This is a genomic window from Pseudomonas frederiksbergensis, from assembly GCF_003732275.1.
In the GTDB taxonomy this organism is placed as follows: Bacteria; Pseudomonadota; Gammaproteobacteria; order Pseudomonadales; family Pseudomonadaceae; genus Aquipseudomonas; species Aquipseudomonas frederiksbergensis_H.
The window spans coordinates 138,028-159,307 of record NZ_MOBM01000006.1; the positions used below are offsets into that span (position 1 = coordinate 138,028).

The window sequence follows — 21,280 nt, forward strand, 5'->3', positions numbered from 1 at the left end:
TAATGGATTGCGTTTGCTGGTTATTCTGTTGTTTTGGTTGCGGATGGAAGATAGCCCCCTATCGGCGCTGATCTTTCCTGAACGGCGCCCCCACTCAGCGGAGTCACCAATGCAAGCCATCAAACTCTACAGCTTTCCCCTCTCTGGCCACGCTCACCGTGTGGAGCTGATGCTGTCGCTGTTGCAACTGCCGACCGAGCTGATCTTCGTCGATTTGGCCAAAGGCGCGCATAAGCAACCGGACTTCCTGGCGCTCAACCCGTTTGGGCAGGTGCCGGTAATTGATGATCAAGGCGTGGTGCTGGCCGATTCCAACGCGATCCTGGTCTACCTTGCGCTGAAATATGGCAATGGCCACTGGCTGCCAACCGATCCGGTCGGCGCGGCCAAGGTTCAGCGCTGGTTATCGGTCGCCGCCGGGCCGATTGCCTTCGGCCCCGCCAGGGCAAGGCTGATCACTGTGTTTGGTGCGCCTTACAACGCGCAAGAGGTGATCGCTTATGCCCACACCTGGCTCAAAGTGATCGATCAGGAACTGGGCGCAACACCCTATCTTGTCGGTAGCGAGCCGACCATCGCCGACATCGCCGCGTACAGTTACATCGCCCATGCCCCGGAAGGCAATGTGTCGCTGGACGACTACGCCAACATCCGCGCGTGGCTGGCGCGGATTGAAGCCTTGCCAGGGTTTGTCGGCATGCCGCGCACCGTCGCCGGTTTGCAAAAAACTGCCTGATGCTCACAGCCCGATTCAGTCGGGCCGTTCTTATTGCGCGAGGAGCGCAGGGGAGAAGCCGTTATGGAACGTTCACCTTGGCACGCAGGCGAGAAACAGTTGCAGGCTCGTGTGGGTGTCGCCGAGCGAATGGACGAATTAGGTCGTAGGGTGATTCGCGGCGAGATGCCGGATCAGCACCGCATGTTCTATCAGCAACTGCCGTTCATCCTGTACGGCGCGGTGGATGCTGACGGCAACCCTTGGGCCAGTATTCTGGAAGGGGCGCCGGGTTTTGCCCATTCTCCAGAGCCTACGTTTCTGCAGTTCGGCAGCCTGCCTGGCCACGACGACCCTGCGCAATTGCAAGACGGGGCGGCGATCGGGCTGCTCGGTATCGAGCTGCACACTCGACGTCGCAACCGTCTCAATGGCCGAGTTGGCGCTGTAACGGCGAGCGGCTTCGAGGTGAAGGTGGAGCAGTCCTTCGGCAATTGCCCGAAATACATTCAATTGCGCCAGTTTCGCTCGGTACCCTTGGTGGATCCGGCGACCCGTATCGCACAGCACCTCAACGGGCTGGATGACGCGGCCAAAGCCATGATCGCCGGTGCCGATACGTTCTTTGTCGCCAGTTATGTGGACGTCGATGGCCAACGCTCGGTGGACGTTTCTCATCGGGGTGGCCAGGCCGGTTTCGTCAAGGTAGAGGGCAATCGCCTGACCATCCCGGACTTCGCCGGCAACCTGTTCTTCAATACCCTGGGCAACCTGCTGATCAATCCTCGAGCCGGTTTGCTGTTCATCGATTTCGATTCGGGCGACCTGCTGCACCTCAGCGGTCGTACGCAAGTCATTCTCGAAGGCTCGCAGGTCGAAGCCTTTCAAGGGGCCGAGCGGCTGTGGACCTTCGAGGTGGAGCGCGTGGTGCGTCGGCCCGCGGCACTGGCGTTGCGTTGGCGCTTTGACGGCGCGTCACCCACCAGTTTGCTGACCGGCACCTGGGCGCAGGCGAATGCTCGTCTGCGAGCTCAGGTTTAGAAAAAGATCGCAGCCTTCGGCAGCTCCTACAGGGTGTAAACAGATCCTGCGTAGGAGCTGTCGAAGACTGCGATCTTTTGATCTTCAAGCAGTCCTACAGACGATGATTTTGGGGGGATGTTTCCGACAAGTTTTTACGGTTGTCGGTCGGACATGGGGTGGATAGGCTTTGGGGGTCGCTGCAAATTCAGTGATCGGGTTTGGTCGCCCAGGTTTAGAATGGCGCACTTTTGTGCTTGCTTCATGGCGAGCTGTGCGTGGGAGGGCTTAGGCCCTGCCGGGTTCCATTCCCTGGTCGACCAACCCGCGTACGGTTCGCCACCCTTCTGTTTGGTCGCAGTGTTGGCGAACTCCAGTTCTCGAATGGAGTGTCACCATGTTCAAAGCAACACCAAATCCGCCCGAAGCGGACAGCACTTCCCCCTACGAATCCCTCAATTCAAACAAACTCAACGAAGCCGCCGAACGCGCGCTCGACCACTACCTCAACCCATCCGCCCTCAACTCCCCCGTGGCCCGCAAGCCGAGCACGATGTTTATGGTTGCGCCGGATATCAAAGACGAAGACCTGTTGGCCCACACCTGTGAATCGTTGGCCCAGGCCAGTGTGATGGCGAGCGATTTTGCGGGGTATCTGGAAGGGCCGCACCGGCACACGGCGATGGCGATTCAGCAGATCGTCATGCTGGCAGAACTGGCGGTGAATCGGATGCTGGATAACGTGGGCGCACCAAAACCTGCGCCACACAGCTGAACCAATGTGGGAATGGCTTTTGTGGCGAGGGAGCTTGCTCCCGCTTGAGTGCGCAGCACTCACAAATTCGGCAATAGATTGCCAGAATCTTGGGGCCACTACGCAGCCCAGCGCGAGCAAGCTCGCTCGCCACAACCGGTCCCGCAGGTTTAGGCGTAGGACAGGGATTTCTCTTCCAAGAGCTCCTGATACAACGCCGTCCACTTGCGGCCCATTTCGTCGGCGGTGAACAACTGCCGATAGCGGGCTTCTGCCTTCACGCCCATTTCGGCTGCAAGCGCCGGGTTTTCCCACAGGGTGCGCATGGCTTCACGGAATGCCTGTGGATGACTTGGCGGCACCACCAGCCCGGTTTCGTTGTGAATATTGATGTAGCTGGTGCCGGTGCCGATTTCGCTGGAGATCATCGGTTTGCCGTACATCGCGCCTTCGAGCAACGAGATGCCGAATGCTTCGGAGCGCAGGTGCGACGGAAACACGATGGCGTAACTCAGTTGCAGCAGCGCGACTTTGTCTTCGTCGCCCAGACGCCCGAGGAAGTGAATATTGCGTAAACCCAACGCTGCGGCCTGGGCGTGCAGTTCGGCTTCCAGCGGCCCGGCGCCGACGATCACCACCGGGTAATCCACGTCTTTCAAGGCGTCGAGCAGGATGTGCAGGCCTTTGTAATAACGCATCACGCCCACAAACAGGAAAAACTTATCCCCAAGCGTTTGCCGCCAACGGTCCATGCGTTCCTTATCGGCCTGTGGATAACCTGCCTTGTTCAGGCCATAGGGAATGACTCGGGTCTTGTCCTGAAACTGCTGCAACACATCACTGGTGTGCAGATAGTTGGGGGAGGCGGCGACAATCCGGTCAGCGCTGGCGAGGAAGCGGTTCATCAGTGGCCGGTAAAGTTTGAGCAGGTGCTTCTGGCGAATGATGTCCGAGTGGTAGGTCACCACACTGGGTTTGTTCATGCTGCTGAAGAAATGCACCAGGTCCATGAACGGCCACGGGAAGTGGTAATTGACCACGTCCGCTTCAGCAGCCATTTCGCGAAATTGCTTGAAGACGCTGTAAGAAAAGCCTGTGGAAGCGAACTGAATGTCGAGTTTGGCCCGATGGACTTCATGCTGCCCGAGTTGCACCACCGGCGGTGTCGGGTCGGCACTGAGGGTCAGCACCTGGCTTTCAATGCCATGTTGGGCGCCGCTTTCACATAACTGGAAGATCACTTGCTCAATCCCGCCGACCGAGTCTGGCAGGTACGTCTTGAAAAAATGAAGAACTCGCATTCAACCTCCCATAGCCTGGCGGTAGGCGCGGGCGGTAATCTTCGCGCAACGCTCCCAGGAGAATAGCCTTGCCTGCTGCAATCCGGCGTTCGAGCATGCCTGCCAATGTGTTTGATCGTCGATCAGACGGCGCATGGCATCGCGCAGGCCGTCTGGATCGTCAGGTTCAATATAGTTGCCCGCAGCGCCTGCGACTTCGGGCATGGCCGAACGTCGAGTCAGGATGACCGGCGTGCCGCTGGCCATGGCCTCCAGCACCGGCAGGCCGAAACCTTCATAGAGCGATGGGAAAATCAGCGCCCGGGCGCCCGCCAACAGCTGCGCGACCTGCTCGTCGGGCAGATAACCGAGCAAACACACATGACCGTTGGCCAATGCCTGGCGCAGCTCATCGCTGAATTGCTCGCGCTGCCAGCCGGCCATCCCGACGATCAACAGCGGAAAGCGCTGACGCAACGCTTCCGGAAGTTGGGCGTGGGCGCGCAGGGCCAGGGTCAGGTTCTTGCGGGGTTCCAGGGTGCCGACGCAGAGAAAATAATCCCGTATCTCGACCCCGTGGGCCTTGAGCACCGCATCGATGGCCTCGGGTTCGCGGGGGTGGAAGCGTGCAGCCACGCCCAGCGGTGCGACCACAAAACGCTCGGCCGGCAGTGCGAACCAGGCCTGAGCCTCGTCGGCGATGTACTGCGAGTCGGTAAGAATCAGCTGCGCCTGTTGCACGCCATCGGCCAGTCGCCGCTCGATTTCTCGCAGGCGCGCCGGTGGTTGCGTCTCGGGATAATGCAAATGCGTCAGGTCATGCAGGGTGATGACCGTCGGGCCGTCGAACGACAACGGCCACAGACTGGGTTCGTGATAAAGGTCGATCGCCTGGGCGCGGCCTTGATCAAAGCGTTTCTGCGCCAGCCAGCGTCGCGCCTGATACGCGCCGGGTATTTGCCGCAGCAACGGCGTCAGTCGCGAGTAGCCGGGCATGGCTGCATCGGGTAGCGAAGAACTCCAGCCCCAGCCATGGAACAGCGACATTTCGACGTCTGGTTCACCGGCCAGGGCATTCACCAGTTCGGCGACGTAATGGCCGATGCCGGTGCGCGGGGCCTGGAGGATTCGGGCGTTAAGGGCAATTCGCATGTTGCCTCTCCTGCGCCACGGGTGTTTCCACAAGGTTGCGCAGGGTTCGTTCGGCCAGTTGCGCACTGGCTTCACGCCAGCCGATCCAGCGCCAGTCCACCACATTGCGGGCGGCCGGGAATTGATTGCTGCTCTCGAATCGAGCAACCAGATCGGCCAGGCTTTGTGGTTCGCCCAGGTCGAAGTACGCCATGAACTCGCCGCCTATTTCACGGAAAACCGGGATGTCACTGCCCATGGCCGGCAAACCGCGCTGCATGGCTTCCACCAGTGGCAGGCCGAAGCCTTCGACGTAGGACGGAAACACCAGCGCACTGGCGTGGGAATAGGCGTGTTCGAGGCTGGTGTCGCTCAGGTTGTTGAACATGAACAGGCGTTTGTTCAGCTGCGGGTGATTGCGAACCCGGGCGAGCAGGGCATCGCACTTCCAGCCAATGCGCCCGGCGATGCACAAACGGGCTTTCGAGCCCGCGGCCCAGGCGAGTTCGAAGGCGTCCAGCAAGTAGTCGTGGTTCTTGCGCGGTTCGATGGTGCTGACCATCAGAAACACCGGTTCCGGGATATCGAACAGCCGTGTCAAACGCGTTTCGACGGCGGCGGTTTCTTCGCGCAGGTCCAGCTCGGAGCCCAGGTGGAAATAGTCGAACCACAAGGTGTCGGCTTTGGCAGGACCGACGCGACGATGCAGTTCCTCGCGCACCTGATCGCGCACCGTGGCGGAAATCGCCACGTAGCCGTCGGCGGTTTTGGCGATCCAGTCGAACCACTCGTTGAAAATCTGCACCAGTCGCGTGTCGTAGAACTGCGGGTGGGTCAGGGGAATCAGGTCGTAGATCACCGAGACAATGCCCACGCCTTCGAGTTTGAGTTGTTCGGCCAACGGGAAGAAATCGGCGTGCCACGACGAATCCAGCAGCACTAATTGATCGCCCGGTTGATGCTGCAACGGCGAGCAGCGTTTGGGCAGTTGATATTGGTTGACGCGATCGATCAGACGCAGCGGTACGCTGAAACCCGCCAGCGCCGTGAGGCGGTAAGCCGCGTACAATGCACGCCGGGCCCATCGCGATGTGCAGCGTTTGTCCAGGCGCTGGTGCAGTTGCCAGAAACGATGGGCCAAACGCTCCAGACGCCCACCAAACTCCATCAGCCCATTGAAAAGCGGTGTGTCCAAAGGGGCCAGACTCAACACCCGGTAGAGCTTACCCTTGAGCATTACCACCGGGATGCACTCGACGCTGTCGACGCGTTCAGGCAACTGATTGATGACGTTGCGCACCACCCGCTGAATGCCCGAATTGACCTTGGGGTGCTGGAACACGTACGTGCATTCCACCAGAAGACGGGTCATGGCGTGTTCTCCGAGACAATCGATTCGGCTGTTCGAGTGATGGTGGTTTTCGCCCCCAGCCACGAGCAGCCGACGAAGTCTTCGTGTCGGTTGTTGATCACGTGGAACACCAGACCGTAGTCGCGCCACTCGAAATTGCGGTCCAGGTGTGAGTCCAGCCGCGACAAGCTCAGGGCCACGGAGTAGTTGCCCTTGCCCAGGCCCATGACGAAGGCAAAGCGGTAAGTCACCCGCTCGCCGGCCTGCAGGTCGGTAAGGGCGAGGTCCTGACGATGGGTGTTGATGCCGTACATGGCCTGGCCCAGGCGATCCTTGATCATGAAGCCCAGGACCAGGCGCTCGATGTCCTGGCGCACTTCGACTTGCACCTCAAGCACCACCGGCTGGCCGACTTCAGCGGCATCGATGGCGCGTTCGCGCTCATCGAGCATACGCACGCTGAGGATCCCGGCTTCACCGGTGCCGGAAACGGTTTGCACCTGACCGTCCGCGAGCATTTCCTGACGCACCGTCTGGCCTTCGCGCTCGGCGAGCAGGGCGTTGTAGTAGTCCATGACGGCTTCGGGCTTGCCGTGCATGGCCATGCGGCCGTTTTCCAGGAGGATCGCCGAGTCGCAGATCGACTGAATCGCCGAGCGGTCGTGGGACACGATCAGTAATGTGGTGCCGGCCTTGCGGAAGCTGCGGATGCGGTCGAAGCTTTTGTGCTGGAAGTAGGCGTCGCCCACCGACAGGGCTTCGTCGACGATCAGGATGTCCGGACGTCGGGCGGTGGCCACGCTGAATGCCAGGCGCATCTGCATGCCGCTGGAGTAGGTGCGCACGGGGTGATCGATGGCTTCACCGATTTCTGCGAAGTGTTCGATTTGCGGCATCAGGTTTTCGATTTCTTCGACCTGCATGCCCAACAATTGCCCGGCCATGAGCGCATTCTGTCGGCCGGTGAAATCCGGGTGAAAGCCCATGCCCAGTTCCAGCAGGGCAGCGACGCGGCCTTCGAGCTGGATCTGTCCACAGGTGGGTTGGGTAGTGCCGGTGATCATTTTCAGCAAGGTACTCTTGCCGGCGCCGTTGACCCCGACGATGCCCACCGCTTCACCGGGAGCAATCTCGAACGCCACGTTTTGCAGCACCCAGTGCTGGTGATGACGGATTGGCGAAAACGGGATCAGCCACTCGGCCAGTCGGCTCCAGCGCGTGGGGTATTGCTTGTAGGCCTTGCCCAGGCCGGTCACGCGTATATGTCCCATCAGAGCTCATCCACCATTTCACCGACCCGCTGACGAAACAGCCGCAGCCCGATCACGCAGAACAACGCGCCGATCACGAATATTGGCAGCAGCGAACTCCAGACCGGCCATTGGCCGTAGAGGAACAGGTTCTGGTAGCTGCTGATCAGGTTGGTCATGGGGTTGAGTTGCAACAGCCGCTGCACCCACTCGGGCAAGATGCTCAACGGGTACACGATCGGTGTCAGCCAGAACCAGAATTGCAGGCAGATGCCGAAGAATTGCCCGACATCGCGAAAGAACACATTCAGCACACCGAGGATCATCCCCAGCCCGGCGCAGAACATCACCTGCAACGCCAGCAGCGGCAGCAGCGCCAGCAGGGCCATGCCCGGCAGACGTCCGGTGATCAGCAGAAAACCCAGGAACAGCCCGATGATGATCGCGAAGTTGATGCCGGCATTGAACAACACAATCACCGGCAGGCAGATTCTAGGGAAGCTGATTTTCTTCAGCAGGTTGGCGTTTTCCAGAAACATGTTCTGGCTGCGCAGGGTGATTTCCGAGAACAGGCCCCAGGTCAGCAACCCGGCGCAAAGGTAGATGCTGTAGGCCATGCCGTCATCCACACCCGGCAAGCGTGCGCGCATGATGTGGGAAAAAATCACCGTGTAGACGACGATCATCGACAGCGGGTTGAGCACGGTCCACAGGGCACCGAACAGCGAATTGCGATAACGCGCTTGAAACTCTCGCTTGACGCTACCGAGGACGAAACCTCGATAGCCCCACAGCGAGCGATACAGGGAAAGCAGCATTCAAACCGTCCTGCCGTATTGGTCTTCGAAGCGAACGATATCGTCCTCTCCCAGGTATTCGCCGCTTTGCACTTCGATGATCACCAGATCGATCACGCCGGGGTTTTCCAGGCGGTGCCTGTGCCCGGCGGCAATGAACGTCGATTCGTTCTTGGCCACCAGGTGCGAACCGGAACCATTGTTGGTGACCTTGGCCATGCCTTCGACCACCACCCAGTGTTCATTGCGGTGATGGTGCATCTGCAATGACAACTTGGCGCCGGGTTTGACCACGATGCGTTTGATCTTGAAGCGCGGACCTTCCTCGAGCACGGTGTAGGTGCCCCAGGGGCGGCTGACCGTGCGATGCAGGCGATAGGCTTCGTGTTTATCGTCCTTGAGCTGCCGGGCTACCCGGCGCACATCCTGCGCGCGGTCGGCGTGGGCCACCAGCACAGCGTCGGCGGTGTCGATGATGATCAGGTTATCCACACCCACCGCGGCTACCAACCGGTCTTCGCTCTGGATGAAGTTGTTGTGGCTGTCGATGAAGATCGCGTCGCCGCTGGCGCGATTGTTCTGCGCATCGGCCGGCACCAGTGCGGCCACGGCGCCCCAGGAACCGATATCGCTCCAGTCGAAACTGGCCGGTACCACGACTACTTTTTCGGAGCGCTCCATCAGCGCGTAGTCGATGGAGATGTCGGTGATCTCGGCGAAATGTGTCGGCGACAGTTCCTGTTGCAGGCAACCGCCGGTTTCCACCGGCGCGCTGGCCGCCATGCAGGCCCGGGCCTGTTCAAGCAGTGCGGGGGCGTGAAGGTGCAACTCGGCCAGCAGTGTGGCGATCGAGAAGCAGAACATTCCCGAATTCCACAGGAAATCACCGCTCTCCAGGTAATGCGTGGCGGTTTGCAGGTCGGGTTTCTCGACGAAGCGCTGCACCTTGGCGGCGCCTTTGTCGTCCAGCGGGGCACCGGTTTCGATGTAGCCGAAGCCGGTTTCCGGGGCTGTCGGCACGACGCCGAAGGTCACCAGATGACCGGCCTTGGCCAGCGTCATGGCGTGCTCGACCGCGCTTTTCAACGCGTCTTCGTTGAGGATCAGATGGTCGGCAGGCATCACCACCATGATTGCTTCGTCGCCGTGCAGGGCTTGTAGCGAAAGGGCGGCCGCCGCGATGGCCGGGGCCGTATTGCGGCCTGTCGGCTCGAGCAGAAAATGCCCGCGATGGCGCTCCAGGCGCGCATCCTGATAGTGATCCTTGCTCTGGAAGTAGTAGTCGCGGTTAGTCACCGTGACGATATCGCCCCAGCCATCGAGCAAACCCGCCGCACGCTGATAAGTTTTACTCAGCAGCGACTGACCGTCGGGCAGGGTCATGAACGGTTTGGGATGGCCTTCGCGGGACACCGGCCACAAACGGGTCCCGGCACCCCCGGAGAGAATCACAGGAATCAGCATGGCCTACTCCTTGGCAACGCGTTTCATGTCCGCATCCATCATCATGCGGATCAAGGTGTCCAGATCGGTTTTTGGCTTCCAGCCCAGTACGCGCTGGGCCTTGGCCGGGTTGCCAAGCAGCACCTCAACCTCGGCCGGGCGGAAAAACGCCGGGTCGATCTTCACGTAATCGCGGTAGTTGAGACCGATGTGATCGAATGCGATGCGGCACATTTCGCGCACGGTGGTGGTCACGCCGGTGGCGACCACGTAATCGTCAGGCTTGTCCTGTTGCAGCATCAGCCACATGGCTTCGACATAGTCGCCAGCGAACCCCCAGTCACGTTTCGCGTCGATATTGCCCAGGCGCAGCTCCTGCTGTTTGCCCAGTTTGATGCGAGCGGCGGCGTCGGTAACCTTACGGGTCACGAACTCGATGCCGCGCAGCGGTGATTCGTGGTTGAACAGAATCCCGCTGCTGGCGTGCAGGTTGAAGCTTTCGCGGTAGTTCACGGTGATCCAGTGGCCGTAGAGCTTGGCCACGCCGTATGGGCTGCGTGGATAAAACGGCGTGTTTTCGTCCTGCTGTTCGGCTTGGATCAAGCCGAACATTTCGCTGGTGGACGCTTGATAGAAGCGGGTGTGCGGACTGAACTGACGGATCGCTTCGAGCAGGTGAGTCACACCCAGGCCGTCGACGATGCCGGTGGTTACCGGTTGATCCCAGGAAGCGGCGACAAAGCTTTGCGCCGCCAGGTTATAAACCTCGTCCGGCGCCGACTTGATCACCGCGCGCTGCACCGAGCAGGCATCGGCCATGTCGCCATCCAGATAGACGATATCGCCCTCGATCCCCGTCTCGCGCAGTCGCCAACGTGAGTCGCTGCTGCGCCGCGCCACCAGGCCGTGAACCTTGTAACCCTTGTCGAGCAACAGTTTGGCCAGATACGCGCCGTCCTGGCCGGTAATTCCTGTGATCAATGCACTTTTTGTCATTCTTGTCGTACTCGCTTCTCCCAGTCGGACAGGATCGCCCGCAGGGATTGTTGTGTTGTGATTTCAGGCGTCCATCCTGTGGTCTGGGCAAGCTTGGCGTGGCTGCCACAAACGCGACGCTGATCCGCGCGGCGAAGACGCGCCGGATCCTGAATCAGTTGCATATCGATCCGGGCGAGGTCCCCCAGCTGTTCGATCAAACTGCGAATGCTCTGCTCGCGACCCGAGCAAATGTTGTAGACCTGCCCCGGCGTGCCTTTTTCCAGCAACGCCAGGTAGGCCGACACCACATCGCCCACATCAAGGAAGTCGCGGGTGACATCGATGTCACCGACTTCCAGTTGCGGTGCTTGCAGGCCTTGCTTGATCCGGCTGATTTGCCGCGCAGCGCTGGCGATGACGAAGCTGTCCTTCTGCCCGGTGCCGATGTGGTTGAACGGGCGCGCGACCAATACTGGCCAGCCCTCGCTCAGGCCCCATTGCAGGCTCAGAAACTCCGCCGACAGTTTGCTCACGGCATAAGGATTGCGCGGGCAGGGTGGCTGGAGTTCGGTGATGGGCAGATCGGTTTCGCTGACCTGGCCATAGACGTCACCGGAGCTCACGTACAGGAAGGTACCGTTGAAGCCGCGGGCCTTGAGGGCTTGAAGCAGGTTGAGGGTGCCCAGCAGGTTGATATTCAGCGTGCGCGCCGGGTCACGGAAGGCTTCGGGCACGAAGGTCTGGCCGGCCAGGTGAATGACCGCGTCGGGCAGCTCCGGCCACAGGCCTTCAAGGCTTTCTGGCTGTGTGAGATCGAATCGGGAGGGGGCAGGCAGCAGTTCCCATTCCGAGGCATCAGCCTTCAGACGAGATTGGATGTATTGTCCTACGAATCCACTCAGACCCGTTACGAACAGACGCTTTTTCAAGCAATGGCCCCTTGATCATAAAACCTCGTCCATTCCCCACAGGCTTGGCGGAGATGTCTGACAGACCGGGTGGATGACTGGGTCGAAAGACAGGCGAAGTCGTTGTTGTAGTTGTTTGGTAGCCAATCTGTGCCAATTGCGCAGCAATTTCAACAGGTCCCACCGTGACCGGCCAGTTCTCGTTAGCGTAGCTCTGTTTTTCTCGCTGGGCGGTTCACGAATCCTCGACGGATGTGTTTAGAATGCCCCTCGTCACGATCGCCCAGGGTTCGGCAGGGTTGTTCTGGAACTCCGCGAAACTGACCACTAAAACAAGAATTAGACGGGCACGAAGACGATGGACGAGAGCGGCACGCCGACTCGATCCGTGGCTTCGCCGTCATAGAGTGAGGTTGCCGGGATGGCGGCCTCATCGTGGGATGCCATGAATTTTATTCTTTACTCGGACGTCAACGACAGTTCCATCAGCCAGAGCCTCGGTCGTCCCGAATACAGTTACTACTTCGTGCTCAAGGCTTATCGCCCGGTGCTCGAAAGCCTTGGGCGGGTGCATGTGGTGTCCTCCACCGCCGAGGTCGACCCCCTCTACAGGCAACTGCTTGCCGCTGGCGAAGACAGCCTGTTCCTGTCTTTCACTCCACCGCAGAAAACCCCGAACGATCTTGAATGCCCGACGATCTGCGTGTTGGCCTGGGAGTTCGATTCGATTCCCGATGAGCAGTGGGACAACGATCCCCGCCAGGACTGGACCCGCATGCTGGCGCGCCAGGGCCGGGTGATCACGCTCTCCAGTCATACCGCGCGGGCGATTCGTCGGGCCATGGGCGAAGACTTTCCGGTGTTGGTATTGCCGACCCCGTTGTGGGAAAACTTCGCGGCCATCCGTAGCCGTCATACCAGCGTGCCGGTCAATGCCGGTTCGACCCTCGATATCAAGGGTTGCATCCTCGATACCCGCACGCTCGGGCTGACCGCCGATTCGCTGATTCCACCGCCGTTGACCCCCGAGCAGCAGGCCGAACTCGATGCGTTGCGACCGCCGCCGCTGACCCTGAAGCGCCGCTTCGTCATCGCCAGGCACTACTTGCGTCTGTGGGCGCTGGACCTGGGCAAGGCGCAACCGGTGCCGGTCCATCGCACTCATTTTCTGAGCCAGTGGTACTGGGAGGGGATTCGCGATCTGTTGTCCGATCCGGCTCACTCCAGGCTTGCAAAATACCTCCCGGCCATTGCCGGTCCGCAGTCGGTGCCGGTCCATGTACCGGCACCGGTGGAGCTGCCAGACACTACGGACCAGGTCCAGACCCAAGTCGGCGGCGTTGTTTACGTCACCGTGTTCAATCCCAAGGACGGGCGCAAGAACTGGCATCAACTGATCAGCGCATTCTGCTGGGCGTTCCGGGAAACCGGGGACGCCACGCTGGTGCTGAAGATTACCCAGAGCGACCTGTCGGCCTACTACACCGAGCTGATGACCTTGCTGGCGCAGCTGTCGCCGTTCGCCTGTCGGGTGGTGGTGATGCACGGTTACCTGGACGATCCGCAATATGCCCGGCTCTATGAGGCGGCGAGTTATTACGTCAACGCCTCACGTTGCGAGGGCCTGTGCCTGCCGCTGATGGAGTTCATGGCCAGCGGCAAACCGGTAATTGCCCCGGACCATACGGCCATGGAGGATTACATCGATGAGCGCATGGCGTTTGTGGTCAAGTCCAGCGAAGAGCTGACCATCTGGCCCCAGGACACCCGCATTATTTACCGTACCCTGCGATATCGACCGGACTGGGGTTCGTTGAAAGCGGCCTACGAAAACAGCTACCGGATCGCCAGGGAGCAGCCGCTGGAGTATCAGCGCATGTCTCACGCCGCGGTCGAGCGCATGCACGAATACTGTGCCTTCGTTCCGGTGCAACAGCGCCTGGCGGACTTTTTCGGGCTGGCGCCACACAGTGTGCCGGCAGCGGCCGCGACGGATAACGCCTCATGCTGATCATCATTCATTCGGAAACCAACCAGCGCACCATTGCCCAGAACCTGGGCCGTTCGGAATACAGCTACTACTTCGTGCTCAAGGAGTATCGACCGGTGCTGGAGCGACTGGGGCGGGTAGTGGAAGTGAGCGACCCGCAGACCGAAGTCGACGCCCTGTACCTCGACTGCCTGTCCCGTGGCGAAGACTGTGTATTCCTGTCGTTCTCACCGCCCCATCGCACGCCGGTGCATTTCGCCTGTCCGACCCTGGCGGTGTTTGCGTGGGAATTCAGCACCATTCCCAACGAGCCGTTCGCCGGTGAACCGCGTAATGACTGGCGCACGGTGTTGCGCGCATGCGGTGCCGCGATCACCCATTCCAGCTACACCGTCAATGCCGTGCGCGAAGCCATGGGCGCCGACTATCCGATCGTCGCGGTACCGGCGCCGGTGTGGGATCGCTTTGCCGAGCGCGGTGCGCAGCTGCAGCGCCAGCCAAAGGCTCGCCAAGTGCGATTGAAGATCAAAGGTTTGCTGGCGGACAGTCGCCAACTCGATCTGCGAGCCTTTGGTCCTGCGCATTTGCGTGCCGGCAAGGGCATCGACTTTCAGGCGCCCGCTCGTGAACAGGAGCTGGTGCTCGACGGTGTGATCTACACCTCGGTGTTCAACCCCGGGGACGGGCGCAAGAATTGGGAAGACATGCTCAGCGCCTTCTGCGTGACTTTCCGCGAGGTGGAAGACGCCACACTGGTGCTCAAATTGACACACCACGATGCCGAAGAAGCGCTGACCGATATCCTTCATCACTTGTACAAAAACCAGCCCTACCGCTGCCGTATCGTGTTGATTTACGGCTACCTCGCGGATGCGGACTACGAGCGTCTGGTGCAGGCCACGAGTTACGTGGTGAACACGTCCTACGGCGAGGGCCAGTGCCTGCCGCTGATGGAGTTCATGTCCTGTGGCAAGCCGGCGGTGGCGCCGCGCACCACGGCGATGATCGATTACCTGGACGCCGATAACGCTTTCCTCATTGACTCCACGGATGAGCTGACAGCCTGGCCCCACGACCCGCGCAAGGCATTTCGCACCCTGCGTTACATCACCAACTGGGCCTCGCTGTGCACGGCCTACCGGGCCAGTTATGACGTGGCCAAAGACGACCCGCAACGCTATGCAAGGATGTCCGCCCACGCGGTGACCAGCCTGCAGAACTTCTGCAGCCAGACGACCGCTGAACAGCGTCTGAAAGCGTTTCTTGCCCGACTGTTCGAGACCCGCGCTACATCTGCCGTGGAAATCCCCGAGGCATGATCCGCGCATTGATGAGGCGGCTGCGCCCAGTGGCGAAACCCCAACCTGTGCCTGCACCGGTTGCGCAAGGCAGCGTGTCGCCGCGCGATGTGGGCTTGCACGACGCCATGCTCGATGGCTGGTTTTCGGGCGACAGCGGCGAATTGCTCAAGGGTTTTGCGATCACAGCAGACGACACCTTGCTGGATGTCGGTTGCGGTGAGGGTGTTGCGACACTGTTTGCGGTGCGTCAGGGCGCGTCGGTGATTTTTACCGACAGTGAGTACGACAAAGTCCGTGATCTGGCCCGGCAAGTGGAAGCGCAGACGGACAAGCCCAACCTGGGGCTGGTCAGCAATAGCCTGCCGTTGCCGCTCGCCGATGGCTGCGCGAGCAAAGTCGTGTGCATGGAAGTGCTAGAGCACATCGATCAGCCCGAGCCGTTCATGGCCGAGCTGGTGCGCATGGGCCGTCCCGGTGCGCAGTATCTGCTCAGCGTGCCGGCGCCGGTGGGCGAGCATTTGCAGCAGGGCATCGCCCCGGCCAGTTATTTCCAGTCACCCAATCACGTGCAGATTTTTACCCCGGAACGTTTCGCCGCGCTGGTGGAGGACGCCGGTCTGGTGATCGAACATCGCCAGGCCACCGGATTTTTCTGGGTGATGGGCATGATTTTCTTCTGGGCCAGCGAGCGCGCGGCCGGACGCGACCTGGGCGGCGCGGTGCGTGACCGGATTCAGGCGCCGTATCCGCCGCTGATGGAGAGCTGGGCGAAAACCTGGCAAGACCTGCTGGCGCAACCCAATGGCCTGGCGATCAAGCAGATGCTCGATCAGTTCATGCCCAAGAGCCAGGTGATCATTGCGCGCAAACCGATGACAACCGGCTCAAAGACCGGGACCGCGCCATGAGTAATCGGCGGATTCTCGACATCGAGTTGTTGCGCGGGGTCGCCGTACTCGGCGTGCTGGTGCATCACCTGCAAACCATGCCGTTTCCGGGTGGGCTGCCGGGCTTTGAGTCGGGCACGGCCCATGGGCAATTCTGGTGGGGCGTGGACCTGTTTTTCGTGATCTCGGGGTTTGTGATCGCCCGTGGCCTGATTCCGCTGCTGCGCGGATGCCGGACACCGCAGGCCTTCTGGCAGGAAACCCGCGACTTCTGGATTCGCCGGGCCTTTCGTCTGTTGCCATCCGCCTGGTTGTGGCTGCTGCTGATGTTATCGGGCGCGCTGTTTTTCAATCATTCGGGTGCCTTTGGCACGGTGCAGGCCAATCTGCAGGCGACACTGGCGGGCTTTCTGCAATTTGCCAATTTCCGCTTTGCCGAAAGCTTCATGCGCTTCGAATACGGCGCCAGTTTCGTTTACTGGAGCCTGTCCCTTGAAGAGCAGTTCTACCTGCTGTTGCCGTTGCTGATCTTTGTCTGCCGCAAGCGGTTGGTGTGGGTGTTGCTGGCCCTGGTTGCAGTGCAACTGTTCACCTGGCGCTCAGCGCTGTTGATGAGCATCAGGACCGACGCCTTGGCATTGGGTGTATTGCTGGCGATGTGGAGTTCAAGGCCGAGCTATCGGGCCTGGGAGCCGCGATTGTTGAGCCGCCCCTGGTCAGGCCCGTTGATACTGATCGGCCTGGGGTCGGTACTGAGCGTGCTGGCGAGCACACCGTTCAACCTGGCGAGCTATCGGGTCGCAGTCATTGCCTTGTTGTGCGCGGTGTTGGTCTGGATCGCTTCCTGCAATCGCGATTACCTGCTGCCCAAGGGCAGGCTCAAACAAATACTGGTCTGGTTGGGCGCCCGTTCCTATGGCATTTACCTGATCCACATCCCGGCGTTTTTTGTCGTGCGCGAAGGCTGGTTTCGTTTTGCGCCCGCCGGTTCGCAGGACGTGGCGATGCAGCCGGCACTGGCGCTGTTTTGCGCCATGAGCCTGATCGTGCTGTTTAGCGAACTCAACTACCGATTCGTCGAGCTACCCATGCGCAACCGGGGTGCCCGTCTGGTGCAACGCTTGCGCGTATCCCGATCAGCCCTTCCATCCTCTGGAGCCACCTCATGCTGAGCCTTTTGAAGAAACTCACGACGGGCACGCGCGCTGCCGCGACGCCGGCACCCTCGGCCCCGGACAAGGTCGACCCGTACATGCTCGGCCTGCACGACGCGATGCTCAGCGGCTGGTTCAACCAGCAAACCGGCGAGTTGTTCACCGGTTTCCCGGTGAGCCCCGAGGACACCCTGCTGGACGTAGGCTGCGGTGACGGTGGCAACGTGCATTTCTGCGGCATGCGCGGGGCGAAGATCATCATCGCCGACATCGACGCCGCCAAGGTCGAAGCGACTCGTCAGCGCCTGAGCGACACGCCGGCGCGGGACGTTGAGTGCCACGTCACGGACTGCAACCCGCTGCCGATTGCCGACGCGACCGCGACCCGGGTGGTGTCCACTGAAGTTATCGAACACGTCGACGATCCGGCGCAGTTCCTCGCCGAACTGGTGCGGGTCGGCAAGCCCGGGGCGCTGTATTTGCTCAGCGTCCCGCACCCGAGTTCCGAAGACCTGCAAAAAGACATCGCCGCGCCGGAGTATTTCCAGAAGCCCAACCACATTCGCATCATCAGCGAAGAGCAGTTCAAGGCGATGGTCAGCGACGTCGGCCTGGAAGTCATCAGCCACAGCCAGTACGGGTTCTATTGGTCGATGTGGATGCTGTTGTTCTGGGAAGCCAAGGTCGATTTCAGCAACGCTGACCATCCGTTACTCAACCACTGGGCCGACACCTGGCAGGCCGTGCTGTCCTCGCCCCGGGGCGCACAGATCAAACAGGCGCTGGACGCGGTGGTGGCGAAAAGTCAGGTGATCATTGCCCGCAAGCCAATGGCTGAGTAGGCTGCCGGGAATTCGTAATAGATCAATTGTGGCGAGGGAGCTTGCTCCCGCTGGGCTGCGAAGCAGCCCCTCATTTCATCAGACACACCACATTGGCTGCATTTGCGACTGCTGCGCAGCCGAGCGGGAGCAAGCTCCCTCGCCACAGAGGATGAGGGTTCATTGTGTTTTTCATTCGTCTGTCGGCCTTGCTTGCCGCATTGCTGTTGCTCAATGGTTGTGAGAGACCGGACGCGCCGCCGCTCGATCAGCAGCTCTATGTCTGGCAGCGGCAATGGACGTCGGCCCATGACGCTGCGCTGCGCGACAGCCGCGCCGATTTCTCGACCTTGCGCGTACTGGCCTTGCAGGCGTTTCCGCAGGCCGGCTGGAGCCGGGCGCGGATCGATCCGGCGCTGCTCAAGCGTGATGGTCGACCGCTGATAGCGGTGATTCGTCTGGATGGCCAGCTCAAGGGGCTGGATCAGGACGAGGTCACCGCGCGCATCCAGCGGGTGCTCAGCGATTGGCAAGGGCAGGGGCTGATCCTCTCCGGCGTGGAGATCGATCACGATGCGGGCAACGCCCGGCTACCGGCCTACCGCGAATTCCTCACGCATTTGCGCACTGTTCTGCCGGCCTCCTTGCCACTGAGCATCACCGCATTGCCGGCCTGGCTCGACAGCCCTGAATTGCCGGCGCTGCTGGCGACGGTCGACAGCAGCGTCTTGCAGGTGCATGCGGTGAGCGATCCACGGCGTGGGCTGTTCGACCCGGATCAGGCTCGGCAGTGGGCCAAGGCCTGGAGCCGTATCACCTCGAATCCATTTTATCTGGCGCTGCCGGCGTATGGCGTGGCGTTGTTGCCAGGGGCCGGTGGCGCTCCGGTCGTGGAAAGTGAAGTGCCCATCGAGCGGGGCGGCAAACGCCGGGAGTTACTGGCGGATCCGCTGCAACTGAGCAAACTCGGCGCCGAGTTGCGCGCCGATCCACCGGCTCATCTGGCCGGGCTGATCTGGTTTCGGCTGCCGCTGGCCAATGATCGCAGGGCCTGGAGCCTGACGACGCTCATCGCTGTGGCGCGTGGCGATATGCTCGACAGCCGCGTGGGGCTGAAGCTCTCGGCGCAGGACGGCCTCTACGACATCAGCGTCAGCAACCAAGGCAACCTCGACAGCGCCTGGCCCGAACGCCTGACATTGGCGGTGCAGGGCTGCGATGGCGCCGATGCGTTGGCCGGTTATGCATTGCAACAGCGCCCGGATCTGCTTACCTTCACCCGCCTGCGCGAGGGTCGAATCCCGGCCGGCGGGCAGCGCGCCATCGGTTGGGCACGCTGCGCAAATATTGATCAAGGAGGTTCGAATGTTCACCCGTAACTGGCCCCGCCATGTGCTTTGCCTGAGCCTCAGCCTGCCGTTGGGTTCGGCGCTGGCCTGCGGGCCGGACTTCCCCATGCGGCTGCTGGACAACCGTGGCCAGTCGCTGGCGGAACTGCCGGAAGGCAACTTCAACGTCGAGATCAACCGCCTCGGACATGCCATCGCGGGACTGAAAAATGTCACGGCTGCCACCAACATTCCGGGGGACGGTTACGGCGATGCGCCGGATTACGCGGGTCAGCGGAACACCGCCGAACAGGCCGGTCTGACGCCTGAGCAGCAAGCGCTGGTGCAACAGCTGCGCAGTCTGACCGATGCCCATCAGGTTGAAGAGCAAGGCGCGAGCCTGCCGGCCGAGCATAGGTTCTATCTGGCGGGCGCTGTGGCGTTCAACGCCGGTGACCATGGTTTGGCCGCCGAATACTTTCAGAAAGTGCTGGCGCTGCCGGCGGATCAACGCGCGTTGCGCAGTACCTGGGCGGCTTACTCGTTGGGACGGGCACTGTTTACCATGAGTTCAGAAGCGGGCGCGGGGACCGACCTGTTGGCACAATCCCGAAAGACCTTCGAGCAGACTCGTCAATTGAGTATCGACGGCTTCAGCGATCCGTTGGAGCTGGGTGTTGCCAGCCTCGGCGAAGAAGCGCGAGTGGCCCGCACCGCGGGTGATTGGGATAGCGCCATCGGACTTTATGCGACGCAGAACCTCCACGGTTCGGCGGTGGGCTACAGCTCGTTGAAGTTGTTGATGGCCGATCTGATGACAATGCCCGACGATCAACTGGCCGTGTTGCTCAAGGGCAAAGCGGTGCAGCAACTGGTGACGGCGTCGTTGATCAGTCGACTGGGCTGGTCATTCGGTGATCAGCCGCCAAGCGAACAGAAACTGATCAAGTTGCTGCAAAACAGCACTCGCGGCAGCCTGGATAACGCGGATCGTCTGGCGGCGATGAATTATCAACAGGGCGATTACGCCAGTGCCAAAGCCTTCCTCGAACAGGCCGGAGACGGCGGCCTCGCATGGTGGCTGCGGGCGAAACTGGCGTTGCGTGATGGCGACAAAGGCGTTGCGGCGGCGGCCTACGCCAAGGCAGCCCAGGCCTTCCCGCAGAACGAGTCCTGGGGCGAACGACGGACGCCGGACTGGGATTACGAAACGGTGCAGCCCAAGTGCCGGGTCGACGGCGAAAGCGCAATTCTTGCCCTGCAACGCGGGGATTATCTGCAAGCCTTTGATCAGCTCTATCGCAGTCAAAACATTTATTGGTACGACGCGGCCACCGTTGCCGAGCGGGTGCTGACCCTCGATGAACTCAAGCAGTACGTCGACACTCAGGTACCGGCACCGCCGCCGCTCAGTCAGCAGGATCGCGACAATTATGTGCCATTGCCGGTAGCCGCCAGCCTGCGCAATCTGCTGGGACGACGGTTGTTGCGTGAAGGTCGTTATGACGAGGCACCAGGGTATATCGATAATGCTGTCTTGCAGGCCAAGGCCAAGTGGTACGGTGAGTTGCGCCACGACGCCGAATCAAAATGGTGGCCGACCAAACGGGCATTCGCTTACTACTACGCCGCGACATTAGCCCGCTACGATGGGATGGAGTTATTGGGCTACGAAATGTCCCCGGATTACGCGACCTTCGGCGGCAATTACAGTCTGGAGGCTCCCGATCTCAAGGTCGGACCGCTGATAGCCGAGGGTGAGGTGCAGCGTTGGCAAGCCACGGTGGCGCAACCGGATGAACGCTTCCATTACCGTTATATCGCCACAGCCTTGGCGAGTAAGGCCGCTGATCACCTCCCCCACACCAGTCAGGCGTTTGCTTCAGTGCTGTGCAAGGCTTCAACGTGGGGTACCAGCCTGCAAGAGCAAAGCGCGTTCTACCGTCGTTACATAGAGGAGGGACCGTACGTGATCTGGGCCGGTGATTTCGGTCATCAATGCCAGGAGCCAGACTTCCAGAGCGCCGATAAGCGTTATGTGACTCAGGTCACCGACGCTGCGCGATCCGTTCTGCGGCCCTACAAAAAGCCATTGCAGATCGGCGGTGTGGTAGCGATCACGGCGGCGGCTTTGCTGCTGATCAGTCGCCGCCGTCGTAGAGCGCGATAACC

Annotated in this window: 17 protein-coding genes and 1 pseudogene; 10 read left to right on the top strand and 8 right to left on the bottom strand. The window is 60.8% G+C overall.

Translation table 11 applies throughout. The features are described from left to right. Positions 1–109: 109 nt before the first annotated feature. The 3 genes and pseudogenes from BK662_RS04520 to BK662_RS04530 all read left to right on the top strand — a co-directional run bounded on the left by BK662_RS04520 (position 110) and on the right by BK662_RS04530 (position 2,510). On the top strand, positions 110–736 hold the full coding sequence (locus tag BK662_RS04520; protein ID WP_123357056.1) for a glutathione S-transferase family protein: 627 nt from the start codon (positions 110–112) through the stop codon (positions 734–736). A 63-nt stretch (positions 737–799) separates the two neighbouring features. Further along, a pseudogene (locus tag BK662_RS04525) lies at positions 800–1,750 on the top strand (flavin-nucleotide-binding protein); the annotation flags it as partial. Positions 1,751–2,132: 382 nt separating this feature from the next. Next, entirely contained in the window at positions 2,133–2,510 is a 378-nt protein-coding gene (locus tag BK662_RS04530) for a DUF6124 family protein (RefSeq protein ID WP_123357060.1), read from the top strand. Between the two features lie 149 nt (positions 2,511–2,659). Here BK662_RS04530 and BK662_RS04535 read toward each other — a convergent pair whose 3' ends face one another. Genes BK662_RS04535 through BK662_RS04570 form a run of 8 tightly spaced genes read right to left on the bottom strand, consistent with a single transcriptional unit; the run spans position 2,660 to position 11,648 of the window. After that, positions 2,660–3,790, bottom strand: coding sequence for a glycosyltransferase family 4 protein (locus BK662_RS04535; RefSeq protein ID WP_123357062.1), 1,131 nt, complete (start codon positions 3,788–3,790; stop codon positions 2,660–2,662). Next, positions 3,791–4,921 carry a glycosyltransferase family 4 protein gene (locus BK662_RS04540; RefSeq protein ID WP_123357064.1) on the bottom strand — a complete coding sequence of 377 codons (1,131 nt, stop codon included), beginning with the start codon at positions 4,919–4,921 and terminating at the stop codon, positions 3,791–3,793. Continuing rightward, positions 4,905–6,272, bottom strand: coding sequence for a glycosyltransferase family 4 protein (locus BK662_RS04545; protein WP_123357067.1), 1,368 nt, complete (start codon positions 6,270–6,272; stop codon positions 4,905–4,907). The genes BK662_RS04540 and BK662_RS04545 overlap by 17 nt, the downstream gene beginning before the upstream one ends. Further along, a complete protein-coding gene (locus tag BK662_RS04550; protein ID WP_123357069.1) occupies positions 6,269–7,522 on the bottom strand; it encodes an ABC transporter ATP-binding protein in 1,254 nt (417 codons plus the stop codon). The genes BK662_RS04545 and BK662_RS04550 overlap by 4 nt, the downstream gene beginning before the upstream one ends. Next, entirely contained in the window at positions 7,522–8,319 is a 798-nt protein-coding gene (locus tag BK662_RS04555) for an ABC transporter permease (RefSeq protein WP_123357071.1), read from the bottom strand. Before BK662_RS04555 ends, BK662_RS04550 begins: the two co-directional genes overlap by 1 nt. Then, complete coding sequence (locus BK662_RS04560) at positions 8,320–9,762, bottom strand: mannose-1-phosphate guanylyltransferase/mannose-6-phosphate isomerase (RefSeq protein WP_123357073.1); 1,443 nt, start codon at positions 9,760–9,762, stop codon at positions 8,320–8,322. It abuts the gene before it with no gap. A gap of 3 nt (positions 9,763–9,765) precedes the next feature. Then, positions 9,766–10,737, bottom strand: a complete 972-nt coding sequence (gene gmd, locus BK662_RS04565) for a GDP-mannose 4,6-dehydratase (RefSeq protein WP_123357075.1) — start codon at positions 10,735–10,737, stop codon at positions 9,766–9,768. Beyond that, complete coding sequence (locus BK662_RS04570; RefSeq protein WP_123357077.1) at positions 10,734–11,648, bottom strand: GDP-mannose 4,6-dehydratase; 915 nt, start codon at positions 11,646–11,648, stop codon at positions 10,734–10,736. The genes gmd and BK662_RS04570 overlap by 4 nt, the downstream gene beginning before the upstream one ends. Before the next feature lie 424 nt (positions 11,649–12,072). Here BK662_RS04570 and BK662_RS04575 point away from each other — a divergent pair, with 424 nt between their 5' ends. The 7 genes from BK662_RS04575 to BK662_RS04605 all read left to right on the top strand — a co-directional run bounded on the left by BK662_RS04575 (position 12,073) and on the right by BK662_RS04605 (position 21,278). After that, complete coding sequence (locus BK662_RS04575) at positions 12,073–13,638, top strand: glycosyltransferase (RefSeq protein WP_259695876.1); 1,566 nt, start codon at positions 12,073–12,075, stop codon at positions 13,636–13,638. After that, complete coding sequence (locus tag BK662_RS04580; protein ID WP_123357081.1) at positions 13,632–14,936, top strand: glycosyltransferase; 1,305 nt, start codon at positions 13,632–13,634, stop codon at positions 14,934–14,936. The genes BK662_RS04575 and BK662_RS04580 overlap by 7 nt, the downstream gene beginning before the upstream one ends. Next, a complete protein-coding gene (locus BK662_RS04585; protein WP_123357082.1) occupies positions 14,933–15,826 on the top strand; it encodes a class I SAM-dependent methyltransferase in 894 nt (297 codons plus the stop codon). The genes BK662_RS04580 and BK662_RS04585 overlap by 4 nt, the downstream gene beginning before the upstream one ends. Continuing rightward, positions 15,823–16,977 carry an acyltransferase family protein gene (locus BK662_RS04590; RefSeq protein ID WP_123357084.1) on the top strand — a complete coding sequence of 385 codons (1,155 nt, stop codon included), beginning with the start codon at positions 15,823–15,825 and terminating at the stop codon, positions 16,975–16,977. Before BK662_RS04585 ends, BK662_RS04590 begins: the two co-directional genes overlap by 4 nt. Then, positions 16,971–17,801 carry a class I SAM-dependent methyltransferase gene (locus BK662_RS04595; RefSeq protein WP_123357086.1) on the top strand — a complete coding sequence of 277 codons (831 nt, stop codon included), beginning with the start codon at positions 16,971–16,973 and terminating at the stop codon, positions 17,799–17,801. The genes BK662_RS04590 and BK662_RS04595 overlap by 7 nt, the downstream gene beginning before the upstream one ends. Positions 17,802–17,962: 161 nt before the next feature. Then, positions 17,963–19,159, top strand: coding sequence for a DUF3142 domain-containing protein (locus BK662_RS04600; RefSeq protein WP_123357088.1), 1,197 nt, complete (start codon positions 17,963–17,965; stop codon positions 19,157–19,159). After that, positions 19,146–21,278: a hypothetical protein gene (locus BK662_RS04605; protein WP_123357090.1), complete on the top strand. Its 2,133-nt coding sequence runs from the start codon at positions 19,146–19,148 to the stop codon at positions 21,276–21,278. The genes BK662_RS04600 and BK662_RS04605 overlap by 14 nt, the downstream gene beginning before the upstream one ends. Positions 21,279–21,280: the final 2 nt, after the last annotated feature.